Consider the following 24700-nt stretch of genomic DNA (forward strand, 5'->3'; position numbering starts at 1 on the left):
GTACGGCCACGGGCCCGGCGGCACCCGACGGGCAGGGCACCGAAGCCCTGACCCGCATCCGACTTGTGCACTTTTTTTCCACCGGCGGCATGCCCGCGCCCCTTGGGCGGCGTGCCCCCGCACCGAACCCGGAAGAGGGAACATGGAACGCGGTACGGCATCCCTGCGACCGATCGCCGTGGCAGCCGGGTCCTCGCAGGACCCCGCCGGCGCCTCCCCCACCGACCGTTGTCTGCACGAGCTGTTCCAGGAGCGGGCGGCGCTGGTGCCGGACGCGACGGCGCTGGTCTTCGGCGGGGCGCGGGTCACGTACCGGGAACTGAACGAGCGGGCCAACCGGCTGGCGCGGCTGCTGGTGACGCGGGGCGCCGAGCCGGGCGCGGTGGTCGCGGTGTGCCTGGAGCGCGGGCCGGAGCTGGTGGTGGCGCTGCTGGCGGCGCTGAAGACGGGGGCCGCGTACGCGTTGCTGGACCCGGCGTTCCCGGACCGGCGGCTGGCGGACCTCCTCGGTGAGACGGGTGCGCGGCTCGTCGTCAGTGACGGCGTACGGGCCGGTCGGCTGCCGGGCGGGGCGGCCGAAGTGGTGTCGCCCGACGGCGGCGACCGGGCCGCGGTGGAAGCGCAGACGGCGGACGACCTGCCGCGTACGGCGGGTCCGCTGGACGCGGCCTGCGTGATGTTCACCTCCGGCTCCACCGGCCGCCCCAAGGGCGTTGTCGCGCCGCACCGGGCCGCCGTACGTGTCTTCTTCGGCCAGGACTTCGTGGCCTTCGGACCGGACCGGGTGTGGCTCCAGGCCGCCCCGATGTCCTGGGACGCCTTCGCCCTGGAGCTGTGGGGCGCCCTGCTGCACGGCGCCACCTGCGTCCTGCACCCCGGCTCGACGCCCGACCCCGAGGTGATCACCGAGCTGATCGCCGAACACCGGGTCACCACCTGCTTCCTGTCGACCAGCCTGTTCAACGTCATGGTCGACGAGTACCCGGACGCCCTGGGCGCGGTGCGCGAGGTGATGACCGGTGGCGAGGCGGTCTCGCCCGGACACATGGCGCGGCTGCTGGCGGCCCACCCCGACGTGGCGCTGGTCCACTGCTACGGCCCGGTGGAGAGCATGATCTACGCCACCACCCACCGGGTCACGCCGGAGGACCTGCACGGGACGACGGTCCCGATCGGTACGGCCCTCGCCCACACCACCGTGCACGTCCTGGACGAGCGGCTGCGCCCGGTGCCGGCCGGCGAGGCGGGCGAGGTGTGGATCGGCGGGGACGGCCTCGCGCAGGGTTACCTCGGGCGGCCCGACCTGACCGCCGAACGCTTCGTCGCCGCGCCGTCCGCCCCCGGCGAGCGCCTGTACCGCACCGGCGACCTGGCCCGCGTCCTCCCCTCGGGTGCGCTGGAGTTCGTCGGCCGCGCCGACGACCAGGTCAAGATCCGCGGCTTCCGCGTCGAGCCGGGCGAGGTGCGTTCCGCGCTGCTCGCCCACCCGGCCGTCGGCTCGGCCGCCGTCACCGCCGTACGGCGCGAGCAGGGCGCCTGGCAGCTGGTGGCCCACCTGGTCGCCGCGCCCGGCGCCGAGGTGCCGCCGCCCGCCGCGCTCCGCGCGTTCCTCGGCGGCACGCTGCCGGAACACCTGGTGCCCAGCGCCTTCGTGACCCTCGACCGGCTGCCGCTCACCCCGGCCGGCAAGCTCGACCGCCGTGCCCTGCCCGCGCCCGACTGGGACGCGCAGACCACCGCCCATGTCGCTCCGCGCACTCCCCTGGAGAGCACGATCGCGCGCATCTGGGCCGACGTCCTGGGGGTGCGGCGGGTCGGTGTCGAGGACGACTTCTTCGCGCTGGGCGGCGACTCCATCCTGAGCATGCGGATCGTCTCCCGTGTCCGGGCCGAGCTGGGCGTCCCGGTGCCGCCCCGGGCGCTGTTCGGCGCGCCCACCGTGGCGGGCCTTGCCGCAACGCTGGACGCGGCCGACGGCGAGGACGCCGGTGAGACGGCGCACGCCCCGATCCCGGCGACACCGCGCGAGGGCGCGCTGCCGCTGTCGTACGCACAGCAACGCCTCTGGTTCCTCTACGAGTTCGAGCACGGCGCGGTCGAGTACAACACCTCCGTAGGACTGCGGCTGGCCGGACCGCTGGACGCTACGGCGCTGAGCCGTGCCCTGGGCGCGCTGTCCGCCCGCCACGAGTCGCTGCGCACCACCTTCGACGCCGTGGACGGACGTGGCGTGCACTACGTGCACGCCACGCTGGAACCGCCGCTGCGCACCGTGTCCCTGACCGGCGCGGATGAGGCGGGGGAGGCAGCGCCGGACGCGCGGCGGGCGGAACTGGACCTGCTGCTGCGCGCGGACGCCGGGCTCCCCTTCGACCTGCGCCAGGGGCCGCCGTGGCGGGCCCTGCTGATCCGGCTGACCGACGGCGAACACCTGCTGGTCCTCACCCTGCACCACATCGTCACCGACGGCTGGTCCATGCGGGTCCTCGCCGAGGAACTGGCCTCGCTCTACGCGGCGGCACACGACGGCGCCGAGGCCCTGGACGCCGTACTGCCCGCCCTGCCCACGCAGTACGCCGACTTCTCGGTGTGGCAGCGCGACCGCCTGTCGGGCCCGGCGTTCGACGACCAGCTCGCCTACTGGAAGCGCCGCCTCGACGGCCTCACCCCGCTGCGGCTGCCCGCCGACCGCAGCCGCGCCGCCGTCCGCGCGACGGGCGGCGCGGCACACCGCTTCGCGCTGCCTGCCCCGCTGGTCGCGGCCCTGCGGGAGCTGGGCAGGGAGCAGGGCGCCACGCTGTTCATGACACTGGCCGCGGGCGTGCAGCTGCTGCTGTCCCGCTACAGCGGCGAGCGGGACGTGGCGGTCGGTACGGCGTCGTCGGGGCGCTCCCGCCCCGAACTGGAGCAGCTGATCGGCTTCTTCGTGAACACCCTCGTGCTGCGCTCCCAGGTGGACCCCGCCCAGGACTTCGCGGACTTCCTCGGCGAGGTGCGCACGACGGTGCTGGAGGCGTTCGACGCCGAGGACGTGCCGTTCGACCGGGTGGTCGAGGCGGTCGCCCCCGAGCGTGACCTCAGCCGCAACCCGCTGGTCCAGGTGGTGGTGGCGCTCCAGCAGGGGCAGCCGGAGCTGCCGGAGGCCGGCGGGCTGCGGATCAGCGGGTACGACCTGCCCCGCTACTCCTCGCGCTTCGACCTGTTCGTCGAGTTCTGGCCGCAGGGCGACGCGCTGGACTGCGTGATCGAGTACAGCACCGACCTGTTCGACGCCGCCACGGTCGAGACCATGGGCGGCTACCTGCGCACCCTCTTCGAGGGCGTCGTGCAGGCACCGCACCGGCCGATGGGTGACCTGCCGCTCTCGATCGCCACCGAGGAGCACGGCACCCCGGCGGCTGCGGGCGACCGCAGCGAGGACGGCGCGCTGGACCAGTGTCTGCACGAGGTGTTCCAGGAGCGGGCGGCGGCGGTGCCGGACGCGACGGCCCTGGTGTACGGCGGGACGCGGGTCTCGTACCGGGAGCTGAACGAGCGGGCCAACCGACTGGCCCGGCTGCTGACGGCGCGCGGCGCCGGGCCGGGCGCGGTGGTCGCGGTGTGCCTGGAACGCGGTACCGGCCTGATCGTGGCGCTGCTGGCGGTGCTCAAGTCCGGTGCGGCGTACGCGCTGCTGGACCCGGCGTTCCCCGACGGGCGGCTGGCGGACCTGCTGGCCGAGACCGGGGCGCGCGTCGTGGTCAGTGACGACACGCGGGCCGCGCGGCTGCCGGACGGGCCGGCCGACGTGGTGTCGCTCGACGGCGACCGGCAGCGGCTGGAGTCGCTGGAGGCCCACGACCTGCCGTGCGTGACGAGCCCGTCGGACGCGGCCTGCGTGATGTTCACCTCCGGCTCCACCGGCCGCCCCAAGGGCGTGGTCTCGCCCCACCGGGCGGCGGTACGTGTCGTACGCGGCCAGGACTTCGCCGAGTTCGGTCCGCGGCACGTCTGGCTGCAGAGCGCCCCGATGTCCTGGGACGCCTTCGCGCTGGAGCTGTGGGGTGCCCTGCTGCACGGCGCCACCTGCGTCCTGCACCCGGGTTCGACGCCCGACCCCGAGGTGATCTCCGAGCTGGTCGCCGAGCACCGGGTCACCACCCTGTGGCTGTCCGCGAGCCTGTTCAACGTCATGGTCGACGAGTATCCGGCGACCCTGGGCGCCGTCGGGCAGGTCATCACCGGCGGCGAGGCCGCCTCGCCGGCGCACGTGGCCCGCGTACTGGCCGAATATCCCGCGCTGCGCCTGGTCAACGGCTACGGGCCGGTCGAGAGCATGGTGTTCGCCACCACCCACCGCATCACCGCGGAGGACGTGCGGCGCCCCTCCGTGCCGATCGGACGCCCGATCGCGCACACCAGCGTGCACATCCTGGACGAGCGGATGCTGCCGGTCGCGCCGGGCATCCCCGGTGAGCTGTGGATCGGTGGCGCGGGCCTCGCGTCCGGTTACCTGGGACGGCCCGACCTGACCGCCGAACGCTTCGTGGCCGCGCCGTTCGCCCCCGGCGAGCGCCTCTACCGCACCGGCGACCTGGCCCGCGCCCTGCCCTCGGGAGCGCTGGAGTACCTCGGCCGCATCGACGACCAGGTCAAGATCCGCGGCTTCCGCATCGAACCCGGCGAGGTCCGCACCGCGCTGCTCCACCACCCCGCCCTCACCGCCGCCGCCGTCATCGCCCTCCAGGTGGAGAACGGCCCCAAGCGGCTGGTCGCCTACACCGTCACCGCCCCTGGTGCCGACGCCCCGGAAGCCGCCGTACTGCGCGACTTCCTCGGTCAGTCCCTGCCGGCCCACATGGTCCCCAGTGCCTTCGTCACCGTCGACCGCCTCCCCCTCACCCCCGCGGGCAAGCTCGACCACCGCGCCCTGCCCGCACCCGACTGGAACACCTCGGCGGGCACGAAGGAGTACGTCGCCCCGCGCGGGCCCGTCGAAGAAGCCCTCGCCGGGATCTGGGCGGACGTCCTGGGCGTGGAGAAGGTCGGCGCCGAGGACAACTTCTTCGAGCTGGGCGGTGACTCCATCCTCAGCATGCAGGTCATCTCCCGGGCCCGTGCCGCCGGTCTGACCGTGCACTCCAAGGACGTCTTCCTGCGGCAGACCGTCGCCTCGCTGGCCGCCGCCGCGGTCACCCACGGCAGCGCAGGGAAGGACGTGCGGACCCGGGCCGAGGCCACCGGTGACGTCCCGCTGACGCCCGTACAGCACTGGTTCTTCGACCGTCACCGGGCGGGCCCGGAACACTTCGACCAGTACGTGGTCCTCGACCTCGACCCGGCCGCCGACCGTGCCGCGCTGGCGGCCGCCGTCGCCGCGCTGCCCCGGCAGCACGACGCGCTGCGCAGCCGCTTCACCCGCGTCGACGGCCAGTGGCACCAGTTCACCGCACCGGCGCACGCGGACGACACGGTGCTGCGCAGTATCGATCTGTCCGGCCTGGACGGTCCGGAGCAGGACGCGGCGGTACGTGCCTGGATCGAGGGCCCGGACGCCAGGTTCCGCCTGGAGGAGGACCGCAAGTTCACCGCCGTCCTCGTCGAGCGCGGCTCCGCACGGCCTCCGCAACTCCTGCTCAGCGCACACCACTTGGCCGTGGACGGCGTGTCCTGGCGGGTGCTGGCCGAGGACCTGGACACCGGATACCGGCAGGCCGCGGCCGGCCGGGCCGTCGACCTGGGGCCGGGCACCTCCTCGTTCCGCGAGTGGGCGCTGCGGCTGTCGGAGCACACCGCCGACGGCGGCTTCGCGGCGGAGACCGGCCACTGGGACGCGGTCACCGCGGCGGACGGCGGTCCCGTCGGCGCCGGGGCCCTGCCCGTGGACGGCGAGGGGCCCAACACCGTCGCCTCCACCCGTACCGTGACCGTCCGGCTGAGCGCCGAGGAGACCCGCGCCCTGCTCCAGCAGGTCCCCGCGGTCTACCGCACCCGTGTGGACGACGTCCTGCTGAGCGCCTGCGGCCGGGTGCTCGCCCGGTGGACGGGCAGCCCGCGCACCCTCGTCGACCTGGAAGGCCACGGCCGCGAGGAGCTGTTCGACGACATCGACCTGACCCGTACGGTCGGCTGGTTCACCAGCATCTACCCGGTCGCGCTGACCGTCGATCCCGCCGCGGACTGGGCCACCACGCTCAAATCCGTCAAGGAGCAGCTGCGCGCCGTCCCGGGCCGCGGCCTGGGGTACGGCGCGCTGCGCCACCTCGCCGGGCCGGACGCGCCCCTGGGGCAGCCGGACCGGGCCGTACCGCAGATCAGCTTCAACTACCTCGGCCGGTTCGACACCGGCGCGGCGGCCGGTTCGCTGCTGCGCCCCGGTGGCGAAGGGGTCCAGCTCACCGGGCACCCCGGGGAGCGGCGGCCGCACCTGCTGGACGCGGTCAGCCGCGTGGAGTCCGGTCAGCTGTCGATGACCTGGTACTACTCGGCCGACGTGCACGCCAGGGAGACCGTGGAGGGGCTGGCGGAACAGACCGCCGAGGCGCTGCGGGAGATCCTGCGGCACTGCGCCGACCCCGCCGCCGGGGGCGTCACCCCGTCCGACTTCCCGCTGGCCGGACTCGACCAGGCGGCCCTCGACCGGGTGGCCGGCGACGGCCGTGCCGTCGAGGACCTCTACCCGCTGACGCCGATGCAGAGCGGCATGCTCTTCCACAGCATGACCGAGCCGGACCGGCCGCTGTACGTGGAGCAGGTCTCCTTCGTCCTGGACGGCGTGACCGATCCCCGGCTGCTGGGCCAGGCCTGGCAGCAGGTCGTCGACCGTACGCCGGTCCTGCGCACCAGCGTGCTGCGCGACGGGCTGGACGAGCCGTTGCAGGCCGTGCACCGTACGGTGTCTCTGCCCGTCGATCACCTCGACTGGCGCGGCCTGGCGCAGGACGCGCAGCGGCGCGCCGCGCTGGACGAGCTGTTCGAGCGGGATCAGGCGGCGGGCCTGGACCTGTCGTGCGCCCCGCTGATGCGGGTGACCCTCGCGGCGCTGCCCGGCGACGCGGTGCAGGTGCTGTGGACCTTCCACCACCTGCTGCTGGACGGCTGGAGCGCCTTCCAGGTGCTGTCCGACGTGTTCGCGTGCTACGGCGCGCTGCGGCGCGCGGACGCCGACGGCAGCGCGGCGGAACCGGCACTGCCGTTCCGTCCGCCGTTCCGCGACCACGTGGCGTGGCTCGCGGAGCAGGACACCCGGGCCGCCGAGGAGTTCTGGCGCGACGCGCTGCGGGGCTTCGCCGCTCCCACCGCACTGCCCTACGACCGGCAGCCCGCCGGCACGCACGACAGCCGCTCCTCCGGCCGGGTGGCTCTGGAGCTGACGCCGGAGCTGACCGCCGGGCTGAACGCGCTGGCCAGGGAGCACCGGCTGACGCTCAACTCCCTGGTGCAGGGCGCCTGGGCGCTGCTGCTGGCGCGGCACAGCGGGGAGCGGGACATCGTGTTCGGCGCCACCGTCTCCGGCCGCCCGGCCGAGCTGGCCGGGTCCGAGACCATCCACGGCATCTTCATCAACACGCTGCCGGTGCGCGTCGGCATCGACGACGGCGCCCCGCTGGTGTCCTGGCTGGCCGGGCTCCAGGCCGCGCAGGCCGAGTCCCGTGCCCACGACCACCTGCCGCTGGCCCGTGTGCAGGCCACCGCCGAGGTGCCGAGCGGCAGCGCCCTGTTCGAGAGCATCGTCATCTTCGAGAACTACCCGATCGACGAGGAGGCGGGCAGCGCCCACGGGCTGCGGCTGCGCGACCTGTACGCCGAGGTCGAGACGACCAACTACCCGCTCGCCGTGACGGTCTACCCCGGTGAACGGCTGCGCTTCGGCTTCGCCTTCGACCCGGCCCTGTTCGACGAGGAGTCGGTACGGACGCTGACCGGCCGGCTGCGGGAGATCCTGGCCGGGGCGGTGGCGGACCCGGGGCGGACGCTGCGCGAGCTGCCGTGGCTGACGCCGGACGAGCGGCAGGCCCTGCTGGAGGCCGGTACCGGTCCGGTCCGCGACGCCGGTACCGGCACGGTGCTGCGAATGCTGGGCGAGCAGGTGGCCCGTACCCCCGAAGACGTCGCTCTCGTCCACGGCTCGCAGCGCGTCACCTACCGGGAACTGGACGAGCGGTCCAACCGGCTGGCACGCGAGCTGATCGCCCGCGGCATCGGCCCCGAGGAGCTGGTGGCGGTGGCCGCCGAGCCGTCGGTGGATCTGGTGACCGGGCTGCTGGGCGTGCTCAAGGCGGGCGCCGCGTACGTGCCGGTCGATCCGGCCCACCCTGCGGAGCGCATCGCCCACGTCCTCGACGACGCGGCGCCCGCGCTGGTGCTCGCCGACTCCGCGTCGCAGGCGGTGGTCCCGGCCGCCCGGCGGCTGCTTCTGGACGGAGCGGGCGCGGACGGGCCCGGTGCGGGCCTGGCGTGCGGGCCGGTGCGGGACGACGAGCGCACCACCCCGCTGGACCCCGCCCACCCCGCGTACGTCATCTACACCTCCGGCTCCACCGGCCGCCCCAAGGGCGTCGTCGTCGAACACCGCTCCTTCGCCGACTACGTCGCCTGGGCCGCCGTCGCCTACCCCGGCGCCTCCGGAACCGCCGTCCTCCACTCCCCCGTCACCTTCGACCTCACCGTCACCGCCCTGTACACGCCCCTGATCAGCGGCGGCAGCGTCCTGATCAGCGCACTGGAGGACACGGCCGCCCTGTCCGGCGCGGCGCGCGACTGTTCCCTGCTGAAGGTGACGCCCTCGCACCTGGCGCTGCTGGGCACCCTCGCCGACGACCTGCTCACCACCGGTCAGCTCGTCGTCGGCGGCGAGCAGTTGCTCGGCGAAGTGCTCGAACAGTGGCGCCGGACGCACCCGGGCGTCACCGTGATCAACGAGTACGGTCCGACCGAGGCGACCGTCGGCTGCATGGAGTACCGCATCGAGCCCGGCGAGCACACCGAGCCCGGTCCGGTGCCGGTCGGCCGGGCCCGCGACAACACCCTCCTGCACGTCCTGGACGCGGGCCTGCGGCCGGTGCCCGCCGGAGTACGGGGCGAGCTGTACGTGGCCGGGGCCGGACTGGCGCGCGGCTACGTACGACGCCCCGGACTGACCGCCGAACGCTTCGTCGCCGACCCGTACGGACCTCCCGGCTCCCGCATGTACCGCACCGGCGACCTCGCCCGGTGGCGGCCGGACGGCCGGCTGGAATTCCTCGGCCGCACCGACGACCAGGTCAAGATCCGCGGCTACCGCATCGAACTCGGCGAGATCGAGTCCGCCCTGCTCTCCCACCCGCTGGTCGCCGAGGCAGTGGTGGTCGCCACCGGCGGCGACGGCGGCTCCGGCCACAGCCGTCTGACCGGTTACGTGGTGCCCGCCGAGGGCCGGCGGCCGGACCCGCGGGAACTGCGCGAGCACACCGCCGTCTCACTGCCCGGCTACATGGTCCCGGCCGCCGTCGTCGTCCTCGACGCGCTGCCGCTGACCCCCAACGGAAAGCTGGACCGGGCGGCGCTGCCCGAGCCGCAGGCGGCGCAGGACGCCGAGGACCACGTCCCCCCGGGGACGCCCACCGAGGAGGCGCTCGCCGACCTGTGGGCCGACCTGCTGGGCGTCGAACGCGTCGGCATCCACGACAACTTCTTCGACCTGGGCGGCGACTCCATCCTCAGCATCCAGACGGTGCTGCGGATGAAGGTCGCGTTCGGTCTCGACCTGTCCCCGCGCGACGTGCTGACCGCGCCCACCGTGGCCCAGCTCGCCCTGGTCGTCGAGGACCGCATCCTCGCCGAGCTGGAGCAGGCCGCCCTGGCGGACTTCGAGGGCGACGGACCACCGGCTCCCTGAGCCTGCCGACGCCGCCCGCCCCTGAGCTAGACGACTTCCACGGAGAGACACCAAGTGAACGCCCCGGACCCGCGTAACGACCGCATAGCCGCCCTGCCCGCACATCTTCAGGAACAGCTGCGCCGCCGTCTCGCGGGCGGCGCCCGCAAGGCGGCGGAGATCCCGGCCGTCCCCCGGGACGGCGCGCCGCTGCCCCTCTCCGCCGCCCAGCGCAGACTCTGGCTGCTGGACGAGCTGGAGCCGGGCTCCACGGAGTACAACTCCGCCGCCGGGCTGCGGCTGACCGGCCCGCTCGACACCGCCGCCCTGACTGGCGCGCTCAACGACCTGGTGGCCCGCCACGAGGCGCTGCGCACCACCTTCGACCGGGTGGACGACGCTCCCGTGCAGACGGTCCGGGAGCCGTACGACGTGCCGCTCCCGCTGATCGACCTGATGGAGCGGGCCGGCGCGGACGCGGCTCCCGGCCTGCTGGACGCTGTCGCCCGCGCGCAGGTCGGCCAGCCCTTCGACCTGCGGACCGGGCCGTTGTTCCGTCCCGCGTTGGTGCGGGTGGCACCGGACGAGCACGTCCTGCTGCTGTGTGCCCACCACATCGTCACCGACGGCTGGTCCACCGGCGTGCTCCTCGAAGAGCTGGGGACGCTCTACGCGGCCCGCCGCTCCGGCGGCACCGCCGCGCTGCCCGAACCGGGCTTGCAGTACGTGGACTTCGCCTCCTGGCAGCGCACCCGGATGACCCCGGAATGGATGGCGGAGCACCTGGGCTACTGGCGCGGGCAGCTCGCCGGTCTCACCCCGCTCGACCTGCCCGGCGACCGCCCCCGCCCGCCGGTGCGTTCGGGCGCCGGAGCCGTGCGCGACTTCAGCCTCCCGGCGGACGTCGCCGCGGGCCTGCGGGAGCTGGCGCGCGCCCAGGACACCACCCTGTACACCGTGCTGGTGGCCGCCTGCCAGGTGCTGTTCGCCCGGTACGCGGGGCAGCGGGACGTCGCCGTGGGCACCGTCACCTCCGGCCGCAACCGGCCCGAACTCACCCGCATGGCCGGCTTCTTCGTGAACACGGTGGTGCTGCGCTCGACCGTGGACGACGACGCCGTGTTCACGGACTTCCTGGCCGGGGTCAAGGACACCGTGCTGGACGCGTTCGCCAACGACGAGGTGCCCTTCGACCGTCTGGTGGAGGCGCTGCGTCCGGAGCGCGACCCCAGCCGTACGCCGCTGTTCCAGACGCTGGTGGTGCTGCAGAGCGGCACCGAGCGGCTGCCCGAGCTGCCCGGACTCCAGGTCGCGGCCTACCAGGCCCCCCGGACCTCCGCCAACTTCGACCTGACCGTCGAGTTCCAGGACGCGCGGGGCGGCCGGGCGGCGGACGGCGGCCTGACCTGCTCGATCGAGTACGCCACCGACCTCTGGGACGCCGCGAGCATCGACCGGATGGCCGGACACCTGCGGACCCTGCTGGCCGGTGTGGCGCGGACCCCGCGGCGGCCGGTGCGTGACCTGCCGTGGCTGGACGACGCGGAACACGCCGCGCTGCTGCGGGCCGCCGCCGGAGACGACTTCACCGTCGGCGCCGCCACCGTCGTCCAGCTCCTGGACGACCAGGCCGCCCGCACCCCGCGCGCGACCGCCCTGGTCAGCGGCGCGGACACGCTCACCTACCGGGAGCTGGACGAACGCGCCAACCGCGTGGCGCGGGCCCTGATCGCCCGCGACGTCGGCCCCGAGCAGCTGGTGGCCGTCGCCGCCTCCCCGGGGACCGACCTGGTCGTCACGCTGCTCGGCGTCCTGAAGACCGGCGCCGCCTATGTGCCCGTCGACCCGCAGCACCCGGCCGAGCGCATCGCGTACGTCCTGGAGGACGCCGCGCCCAGCCTGGTGCTCGCGGACTCCGCCGCGTACGCCGCGCTGCCCAGCGGCACCACCCGCACGCTTCTGGACGGCGCGGGCGCCCAGGGCCTGGGAGCGGACCTGCCGTGCGGACCGGTGCGGGACGACGAGCGCACCACCCCGCTGGACCCCGCCCATCCCGCGTACGTCATCTACACCTCCGGCTCCACCGGCCGCCCCAAGGGCGTGGTCGTCGAACACCGCTCCTTCGCCGACTACGTCGCCTGGGCCGCCGTCGCCTACCCGGGAGCGTCCGGCACCGCCGTACTGCACTCCCCCGTCACCTTCGACCTGACCGTCACCGCCCTCTACACCCCGCTGATCAGCGGCGGCCGCGTCCTCGTCAGCACCCTGGAGGACACCGCGGAGCAGCCGCCCCCGGCCTCGGAGTCCTGCTCGCTGCTCAAGGCCACCCCGTCCCACCTCACCCTGCTGGCGACCACCCCGAAGCCGCTCCAGCCCACCGGTGAACTGGTCATCGGCGGCGAACAGCTCCTGGGCGAGAACCTGGACCGGTGGCGCGAGCTGCACCCGGGCACCACCGTCGTCAACGAGTACGGCCCGACCGAGGCGACCGTCGGCTGCATGGAGTACCGCATCGAGCCGGGCGATGTCCTGGCCCCCGGCGCCGTCCCGATCGGCCGCCCGCGCCCCAACGCGCGGATCCACCTCCTGGACGCGGGCCTGCGGCCGGTGCCCGCCGGGGTGCCGGGTGAGCTGTACGTGGCCGGGGCCGGACTGGCGCGCGGCTACGTACGACGCCCCGGACTGACCGCCGAACGCTTCGTCGCCGACCCGTACGGACCGCCCGGCTCCCGCATGTACCGCACCGGCGACCTCGCCCGCCGACGCCCGGACGGCCAGGTGGAGTTCCTCGGCCGCACCGACGACCAGGTCAAGATCCGCGGCTACCGCATCGAACTCGGCGAGATCGAGTCCGCCCTGCACCGGCACCCGCAGGTGGCTCAGGCCGCCGTCACCGTACGCGAGGACACGGCGGGCCACCCGCGGCTGATCGGCTACGTCGTGCCCGCCGACGGCACCTCCCCGAGCCCGCAGGACGTCCGGGAGCACACTGCCGTCTCGCTGCCCGAGTACATGGTCCCGGCCGCCGTCGTCGTCCTCGACGCCCTGCCGCTGACCCCCAACGGAAAGCTCGACCACAAGGCGCTGCCCGCCCCCTCGGCCGCGGACGCCTCCGAGTACGCCGCGCCGCGCGACGCCGTCGAGGAGACCCTGGCCGGGATCTGGGCGGACCTGCTGGGCGTCGAACGCGTCGGTGTCCACGACAACTTCTTCGACCTCGGCGGCGACTCGATCCTCAGCATCCAGACCGTCTCCCGGGCCCGCCGGGCCGGGCTGCGGCTCGCCTCGAAGGACGTCTTCCTGCACCAGACCGTCGCCCGGCTGGCGCAGCACATCGCCACCGCCGACGGCGACGCGGCTCCCGCCGCGCCCGCGCCCGCGCTGTCCGGGCCCGCGCCGCTGACCCCCGTCCAGGACTGGTTCTTCGACACCTACCGCGTCGGTCCGGACCGCCTGACCATGTCCCTGTACGTCGATCTCGACCCGGCCGCCGACGCCGCCGCGCTGCGTACCGCCGTCGAGGCGCTGGTGGCCCACCACCCCATGCTGCGGGCCCGGTTCACCCGCGACGGAGACCGCTGGACGCAGGACTGCGCCGCGACGGAGACCACCGAGGTCTTCCGTCGCGTCGACCTGTCGCAGGCGTCCGGAGCGCGCCGGGAAGCCGCCCGGCAGGAGGCCGCCGACGCGCTGCGTGCCGGGCTGAGCCTGGAGAACGGCCCGGTGTTCGGCGCGCTCCTCTTCGACGAGGGCGACGAGGCCGGCGAGGGCGGCGCGGCAGGCCGTCGCCTGTTCCTGTCCGCGCACCACATGGCGGTGGACGGCGTGTCCTGGCGCATCCTCCTGGAAGACCTGGAGCGGGCCTACGAGCAGGCCCGCGCGGGCCGTCCCATCGACCTCGAACCGGCCGGCACCCCCTTCGGCACCTGGTCGCGCCTCCTGCACGACCACGTACGCGCCGGACACCTCGACGGCGAACTCGGCCACTGGCGCGACGTGTTCCAGGACGGCGACGGCCGCCTCCCGGTGGACCGCGACGGAGCCAACACCGCCGGTTCGGTACGCAGCGTCAGCGCCACCCTGGACCGCGACCGTACCGACGCGCTGCTGCGCCGGGTGCCCCCGGTCTACCGCACGCGCGTCAACGACCTGCTGCTGAGCGCCGTCGGCACGGTCCTGAACCGCTGGGCGGGCAGCCGGCGCATCGTCCTCGCCATGGAAGGCCACGGCCGCGAGGAGCTGATCGAGGGCACCGACCTGTCCCGTACCGTCGGCTGGTTCACCACCCTGTACCCGGTCGCCGTACGGACCGGCGACGGCGACGGCTGGCGCGAGACGATCACCTCGGTCAAGGAACAGCTCCGCGCGGTGCCCGGCAACGGCCTCGGCTACGACGCCCTGCGCCGGCTCTCCGCGGACGGCGCCCCGGCCCGCTCCCTGCTCCGGGACCCCGCGCCGCAGGTGTCGTTCAACTACCACGGCCGCTTCGACGCGGCCGCCGAGGACGGCGGCCTGGTCCGGGCCCGCCTGGACGGCCTGGCCGACACCCCGGCCGCCGACGAGCTGCGCCCCCACCTGCTGGACGTGGTCGGTGTGGTGGAGGACGGCACGCTCGGCCTCACCTGGTTCTACTCCTCGGACGTGCACGACGAGCACACCGTCCGGCAGTTGGCGGACGCCCTGGTCACCGCCCTGGAACAGCTCGTCGACCACTGCCTGGAGCCTGCCTCCGGCGGCTGCACCCCGTCCGACTTCCCGCTCGCGCGCCTGACCCAGGACGAGGTCGACGCCCTGGCGGGCGACGGCCGCGGCGTCGAGGACATCTACCCGCTCACCCCCATGCAGCACGGGATGCTCTTCCACCGGCTGATGGACCCCGCCTCCCAGTCGTACTTCAACCAGCTCGCCCTGCTGCTGGAGGGCGTGCGCGACCCCGACGCCCTGGCCGCCGCCTGGCAGCGGGTGGTGGACCGCACCCCCGCGCTGCGCACCGCCATCGTCTGGGAAGGGCTCGCCGAACCCGTACAGGTCGTGCACCGCGAGGTACACGTCCCGGTCGAGAGTCACGACTGGCGGGACCGTACGGAAGCCGAGCAGGACACCCTTCTGCAAGAGCTGCTGGCGGCGGACAGCGCGCTGGGACTCGACCTCGCCGTAGCGCCGCTCATGCGGCTGACCGTCATCCGTATCACCGACGACACGGTCCGCCTGGTGTGGACATCGAGCCACCTGCTGCTGGACGGCTGGAGCACGGCTGCCGTCTTCTCCGCCGTCGGCGAGGAGTACGCAGCCGCGACCTCGGGGCGGACCGTACAGCCGGAAACCCTCCGCCCCTTCGGCGAGTACGTGGCCTGGCTGGCGGAGCAGGACGCCGACGCGGCCGAGGCGCACTGGCGCGCCGCCCTCTCCGGGTTCGACGCGCCCACCCCGCTGCCCTACGACCGGCAGCCGGCCGAGGCTCACCGCGCCCAGTCCTCCGCCCCGGTCAACTTCGCGCTGTCCACCGGCCTGACCGAACAGCTGGCCCAGATGGCCAAGGACCACCGGCTGACCCTGAACACCCTGATCCAGGGCGCGTGGGCGCTGCTGCTGGCGCGCCACAGCGGATCGCGGGACGTCGTGTTCGGCGCGACGGTCTCCGGCCGTCCCGCCGAACTGCCGGGTGTGGAGTCCATGGTCGGTCTGTTCATCAACACCGTGCCGGTCCGCGCCCGGGTGGCGCCCCACCAGCCGCTCGCGCAGTGGCTGCAAGAGCTCCAGGCCGAGCAGCTGGAGGCCCGGCCCTACGAGTACGCGGGCCTGAACCGCCTCCAGACCTGGAGCGACATCCCGGCCGGCACCAGCCTCTTCGACAGCATCGTCGTCTTCGAGAACTACCCCCTCCAGGACGGTGGCGCGGCCGTGCACGGCCTGCGCATTCGCGGCGTCGACGCCCTGGACACCAACACCTTCCCGCTCAGCCTGAGCGCCCACCGCGACGACCGGCTCCGCTTCGAGCTGGCCTACGACCCGCAGCTCTTCGACGCCGCCACCGTCACGCGGATGGCCGGGCAGCTGGAAGTGCTCCTCACCGAGACGGCCGCCGACCCGGACCGGCCGCTGTCCCGCCTGCCGTGGCTGACCGGGCAGCAGCGCGCGGAACTGCTGCGCGCGGGCACCGGCACCGTACGGGAACGCCCCGCCGACCGCCCCGTGCACGAACTGTTCTCCGAGCAGGCCGCGCGCACACCCGACGCACCGGCCGTCCGCCACCAGGAGGTGACCCTCACCTTCCGCGAACTGGAGGAGCGCGCCAACCACCTCGCCCACCACCTGCGCACCCTGGGCGTCAAGCCCGGTGTCCTGGTCGGGCTGAACGTCGACCGCGGCACCGACATGGCCACCGGCGTCCTCGGCATCCTCAAGGCGGGCGGCGCCTACGTACCGCTGGACCCCGAATACCCGGCCGACCGCCTCGCCCTCATGGTCGAGGACTCCGGCCTCCCGGTCCTGCTCACCCAGTCCGCACGCGCCGCCGACTGGCGCGCGGGCGAGCGGACGGGTGGACCGCGCACCGTGTGCCTGGACACGGACCTGCCGCCCGTCGGCAGCTACCCGGCGGCCGCGCCCGAGTCCGGGGCCGCCCCCGCCGACCTGGCGTACGTCATCTACACCTCCGGCTCCACCGGCCGCCCCAAGGGCGTCATGGTCGAGCACCGCCAGCTCTGCTACATCCTCGACGCCTGGGAGGACCGCTACCGGCTCTCCGAGCTGCGGCTGAACTTCGTCTCGGTCACCAGCCTGTCCGTCGACCTGTTCTTCGCGGACATGCTGCGGTCGCTGCCCTTCGGCGGCTCCCTGACGATCTGCCCGGCCGAGGTCGTCACCGACCCGCCCCGGCTGCTCGCACTCATCGAGCGCACCGGCGGCGACGCCCTCGAACTGGTGCCGACGCTGGCCAACGCGCTGGTCTCCGAGGTCGCCCTGCGCGGCACCCGGCTGCCGCGGCTGAAGCTGCTGTCCGTCGGCTCCGAGGGCTGGCGCTCCGACGACTGCCTGCGGCTGCTGGACCACCTCCACCCGGACACCCTGGTCGTCAACGCCTACGGCGCGACCGAGGTGACCATCGACGCCACGGTCCTGACCCCCGCCCCCGACGTGCTCGGCGCCGGCGCGTTCGTCCCCGTCGGCCGCCCGCTGGCCAACACCCGGGTGTACGTGCTGGACGACGACCTCAACCCGGTGCCCGTCGGGGTCGGCGGTGAACTCTTCGTCGGCGGCGACGGGGTGAGCCGCGGCTACCGGGGCCGCCCGGACCTGACCGCCCAGCGGTTCGTCGCCGACCCGTTCACCCCCGGTGCCCGGCTGTACCGCACCGGTGACCGGGTGCGCTTCCGCGCGGACGGCAACCTGGAGTTCCTGGGCCGGGCCGACGACCAGGTCAAGATCCGCGGGTTCCGGGTGGAGCTGGGCGAGGTCGAGGCGGCCCTGTCGGCGCTGCCCGCCGTACGCGACGCCGCCGTGACCGTGCACCGCGACCACGGCCGCACCCTGCTGGTCGGCCATGTCGTCCCGGCGTCCGGGGCCGGCCAGGTCACCGGCGCCGCGCTGCGCGAAGCCCTCCTCGCGGACCTGCCGGACCACATGGTCCCGGCCCGGTTCACGACCCTGGAGGCGCTGCCCTACACCCCCAGCGGCAAGGTGGACCGCAAGGCGCTGCCGGCGCCCGAGGGCCACGCGGAGCTGTCCGCCGAGCACGTGGCGCCGCGCGACGCGACGGAGGAGCGGATCGCCGCCATCTGGGCGAGCACCCTCGGCCTGGAACGGGTCGGCGTGCACGACAACTTCTTCGAGCTCGGCGGCGACTCGATCCTCAGCATCCAGATCACCTCCCGGCTGCGCGCGGCCTTCGGCACCGGCCTGTCGCCGCGGGCGATGTTCACCACGCCCACCGTCGCCGGGCTGGCCGCCGCCGTCTCCGACACCGCCGTCCCCGGCACCGCCGACCGGATACCGGTGGCGGACCGCGAGGTCGCGCTGCCGCTCTCCTTCGCCCAGCAGCGTCTGTGGTTCATGGACGCCTACGAGCCCGGCGGGACCGAGTACCTCTCCCCGACCGGCCTGCGGCTGCGCGGGCCGCTGGACACCGAGGCGCTGCGCCAGGCACTGGCCGACCTCGTCGAGCGGCACGAGTCGCTGCGGACCGTCTTCGACACCGTGGACGGCAAGGGCGTCCAGATCATCCGCCCGGCCGCCCCGGTGCCGCTGCCGCTGACCGACCTCGCCCCGCTCCCCCAGGACGAGCGGGACGCCGCCCTCGACCAGTTGCTGCGCGAGCAGACGGCGGCCCCCTTCGACCTGCGGCGCGGTCCGCTCCTGCGCGCCACTCTGGTGCGCCTGGGCGAGGACGACCATGTACTGGCCCTGTGCCTGCACCACATCGTCACCGACGGCTGGTCGGCCTCGGTCATCACCCGCGACCTGGAGGCGATGTACCGGGCGCGGCTGAGCGGCGACCGTGCACAGCTGCCCGAACTCGCGGTGCAGTACGCCGACTTCGCGGCCTGGCAACGCGCCGCGGACGACTCCGGGGAGAGCGAGCGGCAGCTCGCCTACTGGAGGGAGCAGCTGGCGGACGTACCGCCGCTGGAACTGCCCACCGACCGCCGCAGGCCCGCCGTACGGACCACGAACGGCGCGATCCTCGACTTCCGCGTCCCCGAGCGGGTCACCGAGCGGTTCAAGGAGCTGGCGACCGGCCAGGACGCCACCCTGTTCATGGCGCTCGTCGCCGCCTGCCAACTGCTGCTCGCCCGCTTCAGCGACCAGGACGACATCGCGGTGGGCACCGTGACCTCCGGCCGTGACCGCGTCGAACTGGAGCCGCTGGTCGGCTTCTTCGTCAATACGCTGGTGGTGCGCTCCCGCATCGACGAGCGCGAGAGCTTCACCGACTTCCTGGGCCGGGTGCGCACGACCGTCGTGGACGGCTTCGCCCACCAGGACGTTCCCTTCGAACGGCTCGTGGAGGCACTGGCCCCGGAACGCGACCCCAGCCGCTCGCCGCTCTTCCAGGCGATGGTCGTGCTCCAGAACACCCCGGCCGCGCCCCCGGCCCTGTCCGGGCTGCGCATCGAGGAGTTCGCGCTGCCCGCGACCAGCGCCGCCTACGACCTGACGCTCCAGTTCGAGGAGGTGGACGGCGGCCTCGCCGGCGGCCTCCAGTACAACACCGACCTGTTCGACGCCGGCACCGCCCGGCGGCTGGCCGACCACCTCCAGGCGCTGATGGCGGCTCTGGCGGAGACACCGGCCCGGCCGCTGGCGGCCATCGGCTCGCTGCCCGCGGACGAGCGGGACCGGCTCGCGCGGTGGAACGACACCGCGCGCCCGCAGCCGCCCCTGTTGCGCGCCGACGCGGTCTTCGCCGCGCAGGTGCGCCGTACCCCCGACGCGCCCGCCGTGATCGACGGCGCCGAGGTGCTGACGTACGCGCAGCTCGACGCCCGGGCCAACCAGCTGGCGCACCACCTGGCGGAGCGGGGTGTCGGCCCCGACGTCCTGGTGGGGGTCTGCGCCCGCCGCGCCCCGGAGATCGCGGTGGCCGCGCTGGCCGCGGTCAAGGCCGGCGGCGCGTACGTACCGCTGGACCCGGACTACCCGGCCGACCGGCTCACGATGATGTTCGAACAGACCGCCGCGCCCGTCCTGCTGACCCAGGAGGCGCTGCTCGGCCAGCTCCCGCCGACCGGCGCGGAGATCGTCTGCCTGGACCGGGACCTGCCGGAGATCTCCCGGCACCCGGTCACCGCGCCGCCCGCCACCGGCGGGCCGGACGACCTCGCGTACGTCGTCTACACCTCGGGCTCCACCGGCCGGCCCAAGGGCGTCATGATCGCCCACCGGTCGCTGTGCCACCTGGTGGACGACTTCGTCGACCGCTTCCGGATGGGCCCCGGCGACCGGCTGCTGCAGCACCTGTCGTTCAGCTTCGACGGCGGTGTGTCGGACATCTTCGTCACCCTGCTGTCCGGTGCCGCGCTCTGCCTGACCCAGTCGGAGGAGGCGGGCGATCTGGCCGACGAGATCCGCGGGCAGCGCGCGACGGTGCTGATGACGCCGCCCGCGCTGCTGTCCGCCCTCGACCCGGCCACCCTGCCCGACCTGCGGGCGGTGGGCGCCGCCGGTGACACCTGCCCGGTGGAGCTGGCCGAGGCGTGGTCCGCGCGCGGCGACTTCTTCAACATCTACGGGCCCAGCGAGACGACCCTGGTCGCCACCCTCTTCCAGGGCAGCGACCGCGGCGGCGCCGAGAGCCTGCCCATCGGCGGGCCGATGGCGGGCGTCCAGCTGCACGTGCTGGACCGCCTGCTGCGGCCGGTCCCCCTCGGCTGCCCCGGCGAGCTGTACATCGCCGGCACCGGCCTGGGCCGGGGCTACCTCGCCCGCCCCGACCTGACCGCGGAGCGCTTCGTCGCCTCGCCGTTCGGCGCCCCGGGCGAGCGGCTCTACCGCACCGGCGACGTGGTGCGCCGACGGCCGGACGGCAACCTGGAGTTCGTCCGCCGCGACGACAACCTGGTCAAGATCCGCGGCTTCCGCATCGAACTCGCCGAGGTCGAGGCCGCGCTGCTGAGCCACCCGCGGGTCGCGGAGGCCGCGGTGACCGCCACCGCCTCGGAGAACGGTCACAAGCGCCTGGTGGCGTACGCGGTGCCCCGTACGGACGACGGCGGCGCGCCGCTGGACGCGACGGAGCTGCGCTCCCACCTGGCCGCCGCCCTGCCCGCCTACATGGTCCCGGCCGCGTACACGGTGCTCGACGCGCTGCCGCTGAGCCCCAACGGCAAGGTGGACCGCACCGCGCTGCCCGCGCCGGACTTCCAGGCAGCCGGCGAGCAGCGCTACGTGGAGCCCGCCACCGGCGTGGAGCGCACCCTCGCCGGGATCTGGGCCGACGTGCTCGGCCTGGAACGGGTGGGCGCCACCGACCGGTTCTTCGACATCGGCGGCGACTCCATCCTGAGCATCCAGGCCGTCTCCCGGGCCCGGGAAGCCGGCCTGCGCATGAGCGCCAAGGACCTCTTCCTGCACCAGTCCGTCGCCGAACTGGCCACCGTGGTGGTCCTGGACGAGGACGGCGCGCAGCCGGCGGGCGACGCGGGGCCGGTCGTCGGCCCGGTGCCGCTCACCCCCTCGCAACACTGGTTCTTCGGCACCCGCGTGCACCCGCACCACTTCAACCAGTCGACGCTGCTGGAACTCGTCGCGGACGTGGACGAGCAGGCCCTGGCCGCCGCGCTCGCCGCGCTGCCCGAGCACCACGACGCGCTGCGGATGCGCTACACCCGCGACACGGCGGGCTGGCACCAGGAGACCGCGCCCCCGGAGCCGGTCCCGGAGCACGAACTCCTCGCCCGCCGGGACCTGTCCGGCGTCGCCCCCGACGAGCAGCCGGAGGCCCTCGAACGCATCGCGGTCGAGGTGCAGGAGAGCTTCGACCTGGCGAACGGTCCCCTGATCAAGGGCGTGCTGTTCACCGGCGCGCCGGGCACCCGCAGCCGGCTGTTCCTCACCGTGCACCACCTCGTCGTCGACGCGGTCTCCTGGCGCATCCTGCTGGACGACCTGGAGCGCGGCTACCGGCAGGCGGTACGGGGCGAGTCCATCACCTTGGGCGCCCGCACCACGTCCTTCCAGGAGTGGTCGCGGCGGCTCAACGAGCACACCGCCGACGGCGGCTTCGACCACGAGGCGGAGCACTGGAGCGAGGTGCTGCGCGCCGCCGAACCGCTGCCCGTCGACGGCCCCGGACCCAACTCCGCCGACACCGCCGCGACCGCCACCACCTCGGTGGGCGAGGCGGAGACCGCCCTGCTGCTGCGGTCGGCCCCCACCGTGTTCCGCACCCGCATCGGCGAGGTGCTGCTCGGCGCGCTCGCGCAGGCGCTGGCCGGGTGGACGGGCCGGGAGAAGGTCGTCATCGACGTGGAGAGCCACGGCCGGGAGGAGGTGTTCGACGGGGTCGACCTCTCCCGTACGGTCGGCTGGTTCACCAGCGTCCACCCGGTGGCGCTCACCGTCCCGGCGGACCGCGCCACGCCCGGCGACGGGCCCGACTGGCCACGGCTGATGAAGTCGGTCCGCCGCGACCTGCGTGCGGTCCGGGACAACGGCCTGGCGTACGGCGCGCTGCGCCACCTCGCTCCCGAGGGCACGCCGGGCGCCGCGCTCGGCGCTCTCAAGGAGGCCGAGACGGTCTTCAACTACCTCGGCCAGTACGAGAGCACGTCAGCGGCGGCCGCCGCCGCGGGCGGGCCGCGCGGCCCCGTCCACACCCAGCACGGCGCGATCGGCCAGGACCAGAGCCCGGCCGAGCAGGCCACGCATCTCCTGGAGGTGGTGGGCAGCGCCGTCGACGGGCGGCTGGAGTTCACCTGGCACTTCTCCACCAATGTCTTCGACCCGGGCACGGTGCGGAAGCTGGCCCAGTCGTTCGAGGACGCGCTGCGCGGTGTCGCCGGACACTGCGCGGCCGTCACGGCCCGGAAGCGGAGCGACCGCTAAATGACCACGACCCCCTCGCCGCAGCTCCTGCCCGACCGGCAGGAGCCGCCTCGCAAGTCCAAGCCCCTGTGGCGCAACCGCGACTACAACATCCTGTGGATCAGCCGCTCGCTGACCGAGGTCGGCTTCAACGCCTCCACCATGGCCTTCCCGCTGCTGGTGCTGGCGGTGACCGGGTCCCCCGGCACCGCGGGCCTGGTGCAGGGTGTCAACGCCGCCGCCCAGCTGGCCGCCGGGCTGCCGGCCGGCACGCTGGTGGACCGGTGGAACCGCAAGGCGGTGATGCTGGCCTGCGAAGCCGTCCGTACGGTGGCGCTGGTCTGGCTCGTCTGGATGATCTGGACCGACACGGTGGCGGTCTGGCACATGGCCGCGGTCGCCGCCGTGCTCGGCGTGTGCAGCGCCCTGTTCGACCCCGCGGAGGAGGCGTCGCTGCCGCACGTGGTGCCACCGGACCAGCTGGCGACCGCGGTCTCGATGAACCATGCCCGCAACTCGATCGGCAACCTCGTCGGCACCTCGCTCAGCGGCGCGCTGTTCGGGGTGAAGCGGGTGCTGCCGTTCGTGGCGGACGCGCTGACCCACGTCGTGTCGTTCTGCCTGCTGCTCTTCGTCCGGCTGCCGAAGCCGGCCCGGCCGGAGGAGGGGGCGCCCCCCGCGAACTTCCGGCGGGAGACGCTGGAGGGCCTGAAGTGGGTGTGGGGTCACCGGCTGATCCGGGTGACCGCGCTGTGCGCGATCGCGGTGAACTTCCTGTTCCAGGTCCTGTACCTGGTCATCGTCGTGGTGGCCCAGCAGAGCGGCGTGCCCGCGGCGCAGATCGGCGTGATGGCCGCCATGTTCGGCGCGGGCGGCCTGCTCGGCGCGCTGGTCGCGCCCCGCCTGTACGCACGGTGCGGGCCGCGGGTCTCGGTGATCCTGACGTTCTGGGTGATGGCGGCCCTGGCCCCGGTCACCCTGGCCACCGGCAACGGCCTGGTCATGGGTCTGGTGCTGGCGGGCATCGCCTTCCTCGCGCCGACCGCCAACACGGCGATCAGCACCTACCAGCTGCTGACCACCCCGGACCGGCTGCGCGGCCGGCTGAGCGGCGTCATCGGACTGGTCGCGGGCGTCTCGGCGGCGCTCGGCCCGATGATCGGCGGTCTGCTGATGGAGGTCGCCGGCGCCCGCTGGGCGATCCTGCTGTCCACGCTCGGCATCGCCGTACTGGCGGTCACCGTCACGCTCAACCCCACGCTGCGCGGCTTCACCGAGTCCGATGCCGCGCTGCCCGCCGAGGACGCGCCCGGTCCCCGCTGACCCGCGAGCCCCACGAGGGCGGGCCCCGCCGGCTGTCTGCCGGCGGGGCCCGCCCTTTTCCGTCGTCCTCTGTACGGTCTGGACCCGGCCGCGCCCGGAGGCGGCCGGTCCGGTGCCTACTCCGCCCGGTCCAGCCGGACACTGCCGTTCTGGCTCTTCAGCTCCAGCTTGCGGTCACTGCCCTTGGTGTCCGGCACCGCCGAGTGGGACTGGCCGTTGGTCGCCTTCGCCGTCACCCGGTACGTCTCGCCGCCCTTGGGGAGGGTGACGTTCACGTTGCCGTTGCCGGCCGAGGCGGTGACCGTCCGCGGTGCCGCCGCGAACGTGGCCTTCACCCGCCCGTTGGTCGTCGTCGCGGAGAACTCCCCGGACGTGAGGTCCGTCGCCGTGGCGTTGCCGCCGGAGACGGTCATCCCCAGCTTCCCGGAGATCTTCTCCACCTCCGCCGAGGCGTCCTTGACGTGCAGGTCCAGCGGCTGCCCGAGGCCGGTGGCGCTGACCGGCCCGGCGGTGCTGGTGACCTCGACGGCCGCGCCCTTCGGCACGGACACCGTGTAGGCCGCCTCGCAGGACAGGGAGATGCCGTGGCAGTCCGTCCGCAGGGTCAGCGTCGAGCCCTCCAGGGACCACTCGGAAGCATCCGCGTCCCCGGCCTTGCCCTTCAGCGTCCGCTGCACGCGGACCGTCCCGTCACCGTCACCGGCTTTCAGGCGTACCGATGAATTGGCGGCCCTGATGGAGAGCTTCTTGCCCGAATACGCGAAGTCCCGATTCTCGGTCTTGCTTTCCTCGCTCGTCGTCATACCGCACGAACTCACCGCGAGGGTCACCACTACGGACCCCAGCACTGCGGGTATCAGGCGCGCGCGATTCAACTTCGTTCCCCCTTGACAGGTGGCGATTCCACCCGCCGTCGCGACGTGGGAATCCGGTCATGTCACTGCCGGGGCTCGGACCTGCGGTCCGCGCCCCGGCCCGACTACTCTATGGGCACCGGCCCCCGTTTTCCCCGATGTG

4 protein-coding genes are annotated in these 24700 nt (G+C 74.1%); 3 read left to right on the forward strand and 1 reads right to left on the reverse strand.

All coding sequences use genetic code 11. The features are described from left to right. The first annotated feature begins 142 nt into the window (after positions 1–142). From JXZ78_RS07375 to JXZ78_RS07385, 3 genes are read left to right on the forward strand one after another with little or no spacing between them, the layout of a single operon-like run. Entirely contained in the window at positions 143–9856 is a 9714-nt protein-coding gene (locus JXZ78_RS07375; protein WP_238782726.1) for a non-ribosomal peptide synthetase, read from the forward strand. Between the two features lie 54 nt (positions 9857–9910). After that, positions 9911–22381 (forward strand): non-ribosomal peptide synthetase, encoded by a 12471-nt coding sequence (locus tag JXZ78_RS07380; RefSeq protein ID WP_238782727.1) that lies wholly within the window; start codon positions 9911–9913, stop codon positions 22379–22381. Then, positions 22382–23683: an MFS transporter gene (locus JXZ78_RS07385; RefSeq protein ID WP_078624327.1), complete on the forward strand. Its 1302-nt coding sequence runs from the start codon at positions 22382–22384 to the stop codon at positions 23681–23683. 116 nt (positions 23684–23799) lie between these two features. Here the strand turns inward: JXZ78_RS07385 and JXZ78_RS07390 are convergent, their stop codons facing one another. Continuing rightward, complete coding sequence (locus JXZ78_RS07390) at positions 23800–24486, reverse strand: DUF4097 family beta strand repeat-containing protein (RefSeq protein ID WP_030020763.1); 687 nt, start codon at positions 24484–24486, stop codon at positions 23800–23802. Positions 24487–24700 lie beyond the last annotated feature (214 nt).

It is taken from the genome of Streptomyces monomycini (assembly GCF_022271435.1).
GTDB lineage: Bacteria > Actinomycetota > Actinomycetes > Streptomycetales > Streptomycetaceae > Streptomyces > Streptomyces monomycini.

Coding starts and splice junctions, on each gene's coding strand:
- JXZ78_RS07375 (WP_238782726.1), top strand. CDS start 143: ATGGAACGCGGTACGGCATCCCTGCGACCGATCGCCGTGGCAGCCGGG.
- JXZ78_RS07385 (WP_078624327.1), top strand. CDS start 22,382: ATGACCACGACCCCCTCGCCGCAGCTCCTGCCCGACCGGCAGGAGCCG.
- JXZ78_RS07390 (WP_030020763.1), bottom strand. CDS start 24,486: ATGACGACGAGCGAGGAAAGCAAGACCGAGAATCGGGACTTCGCGTAT.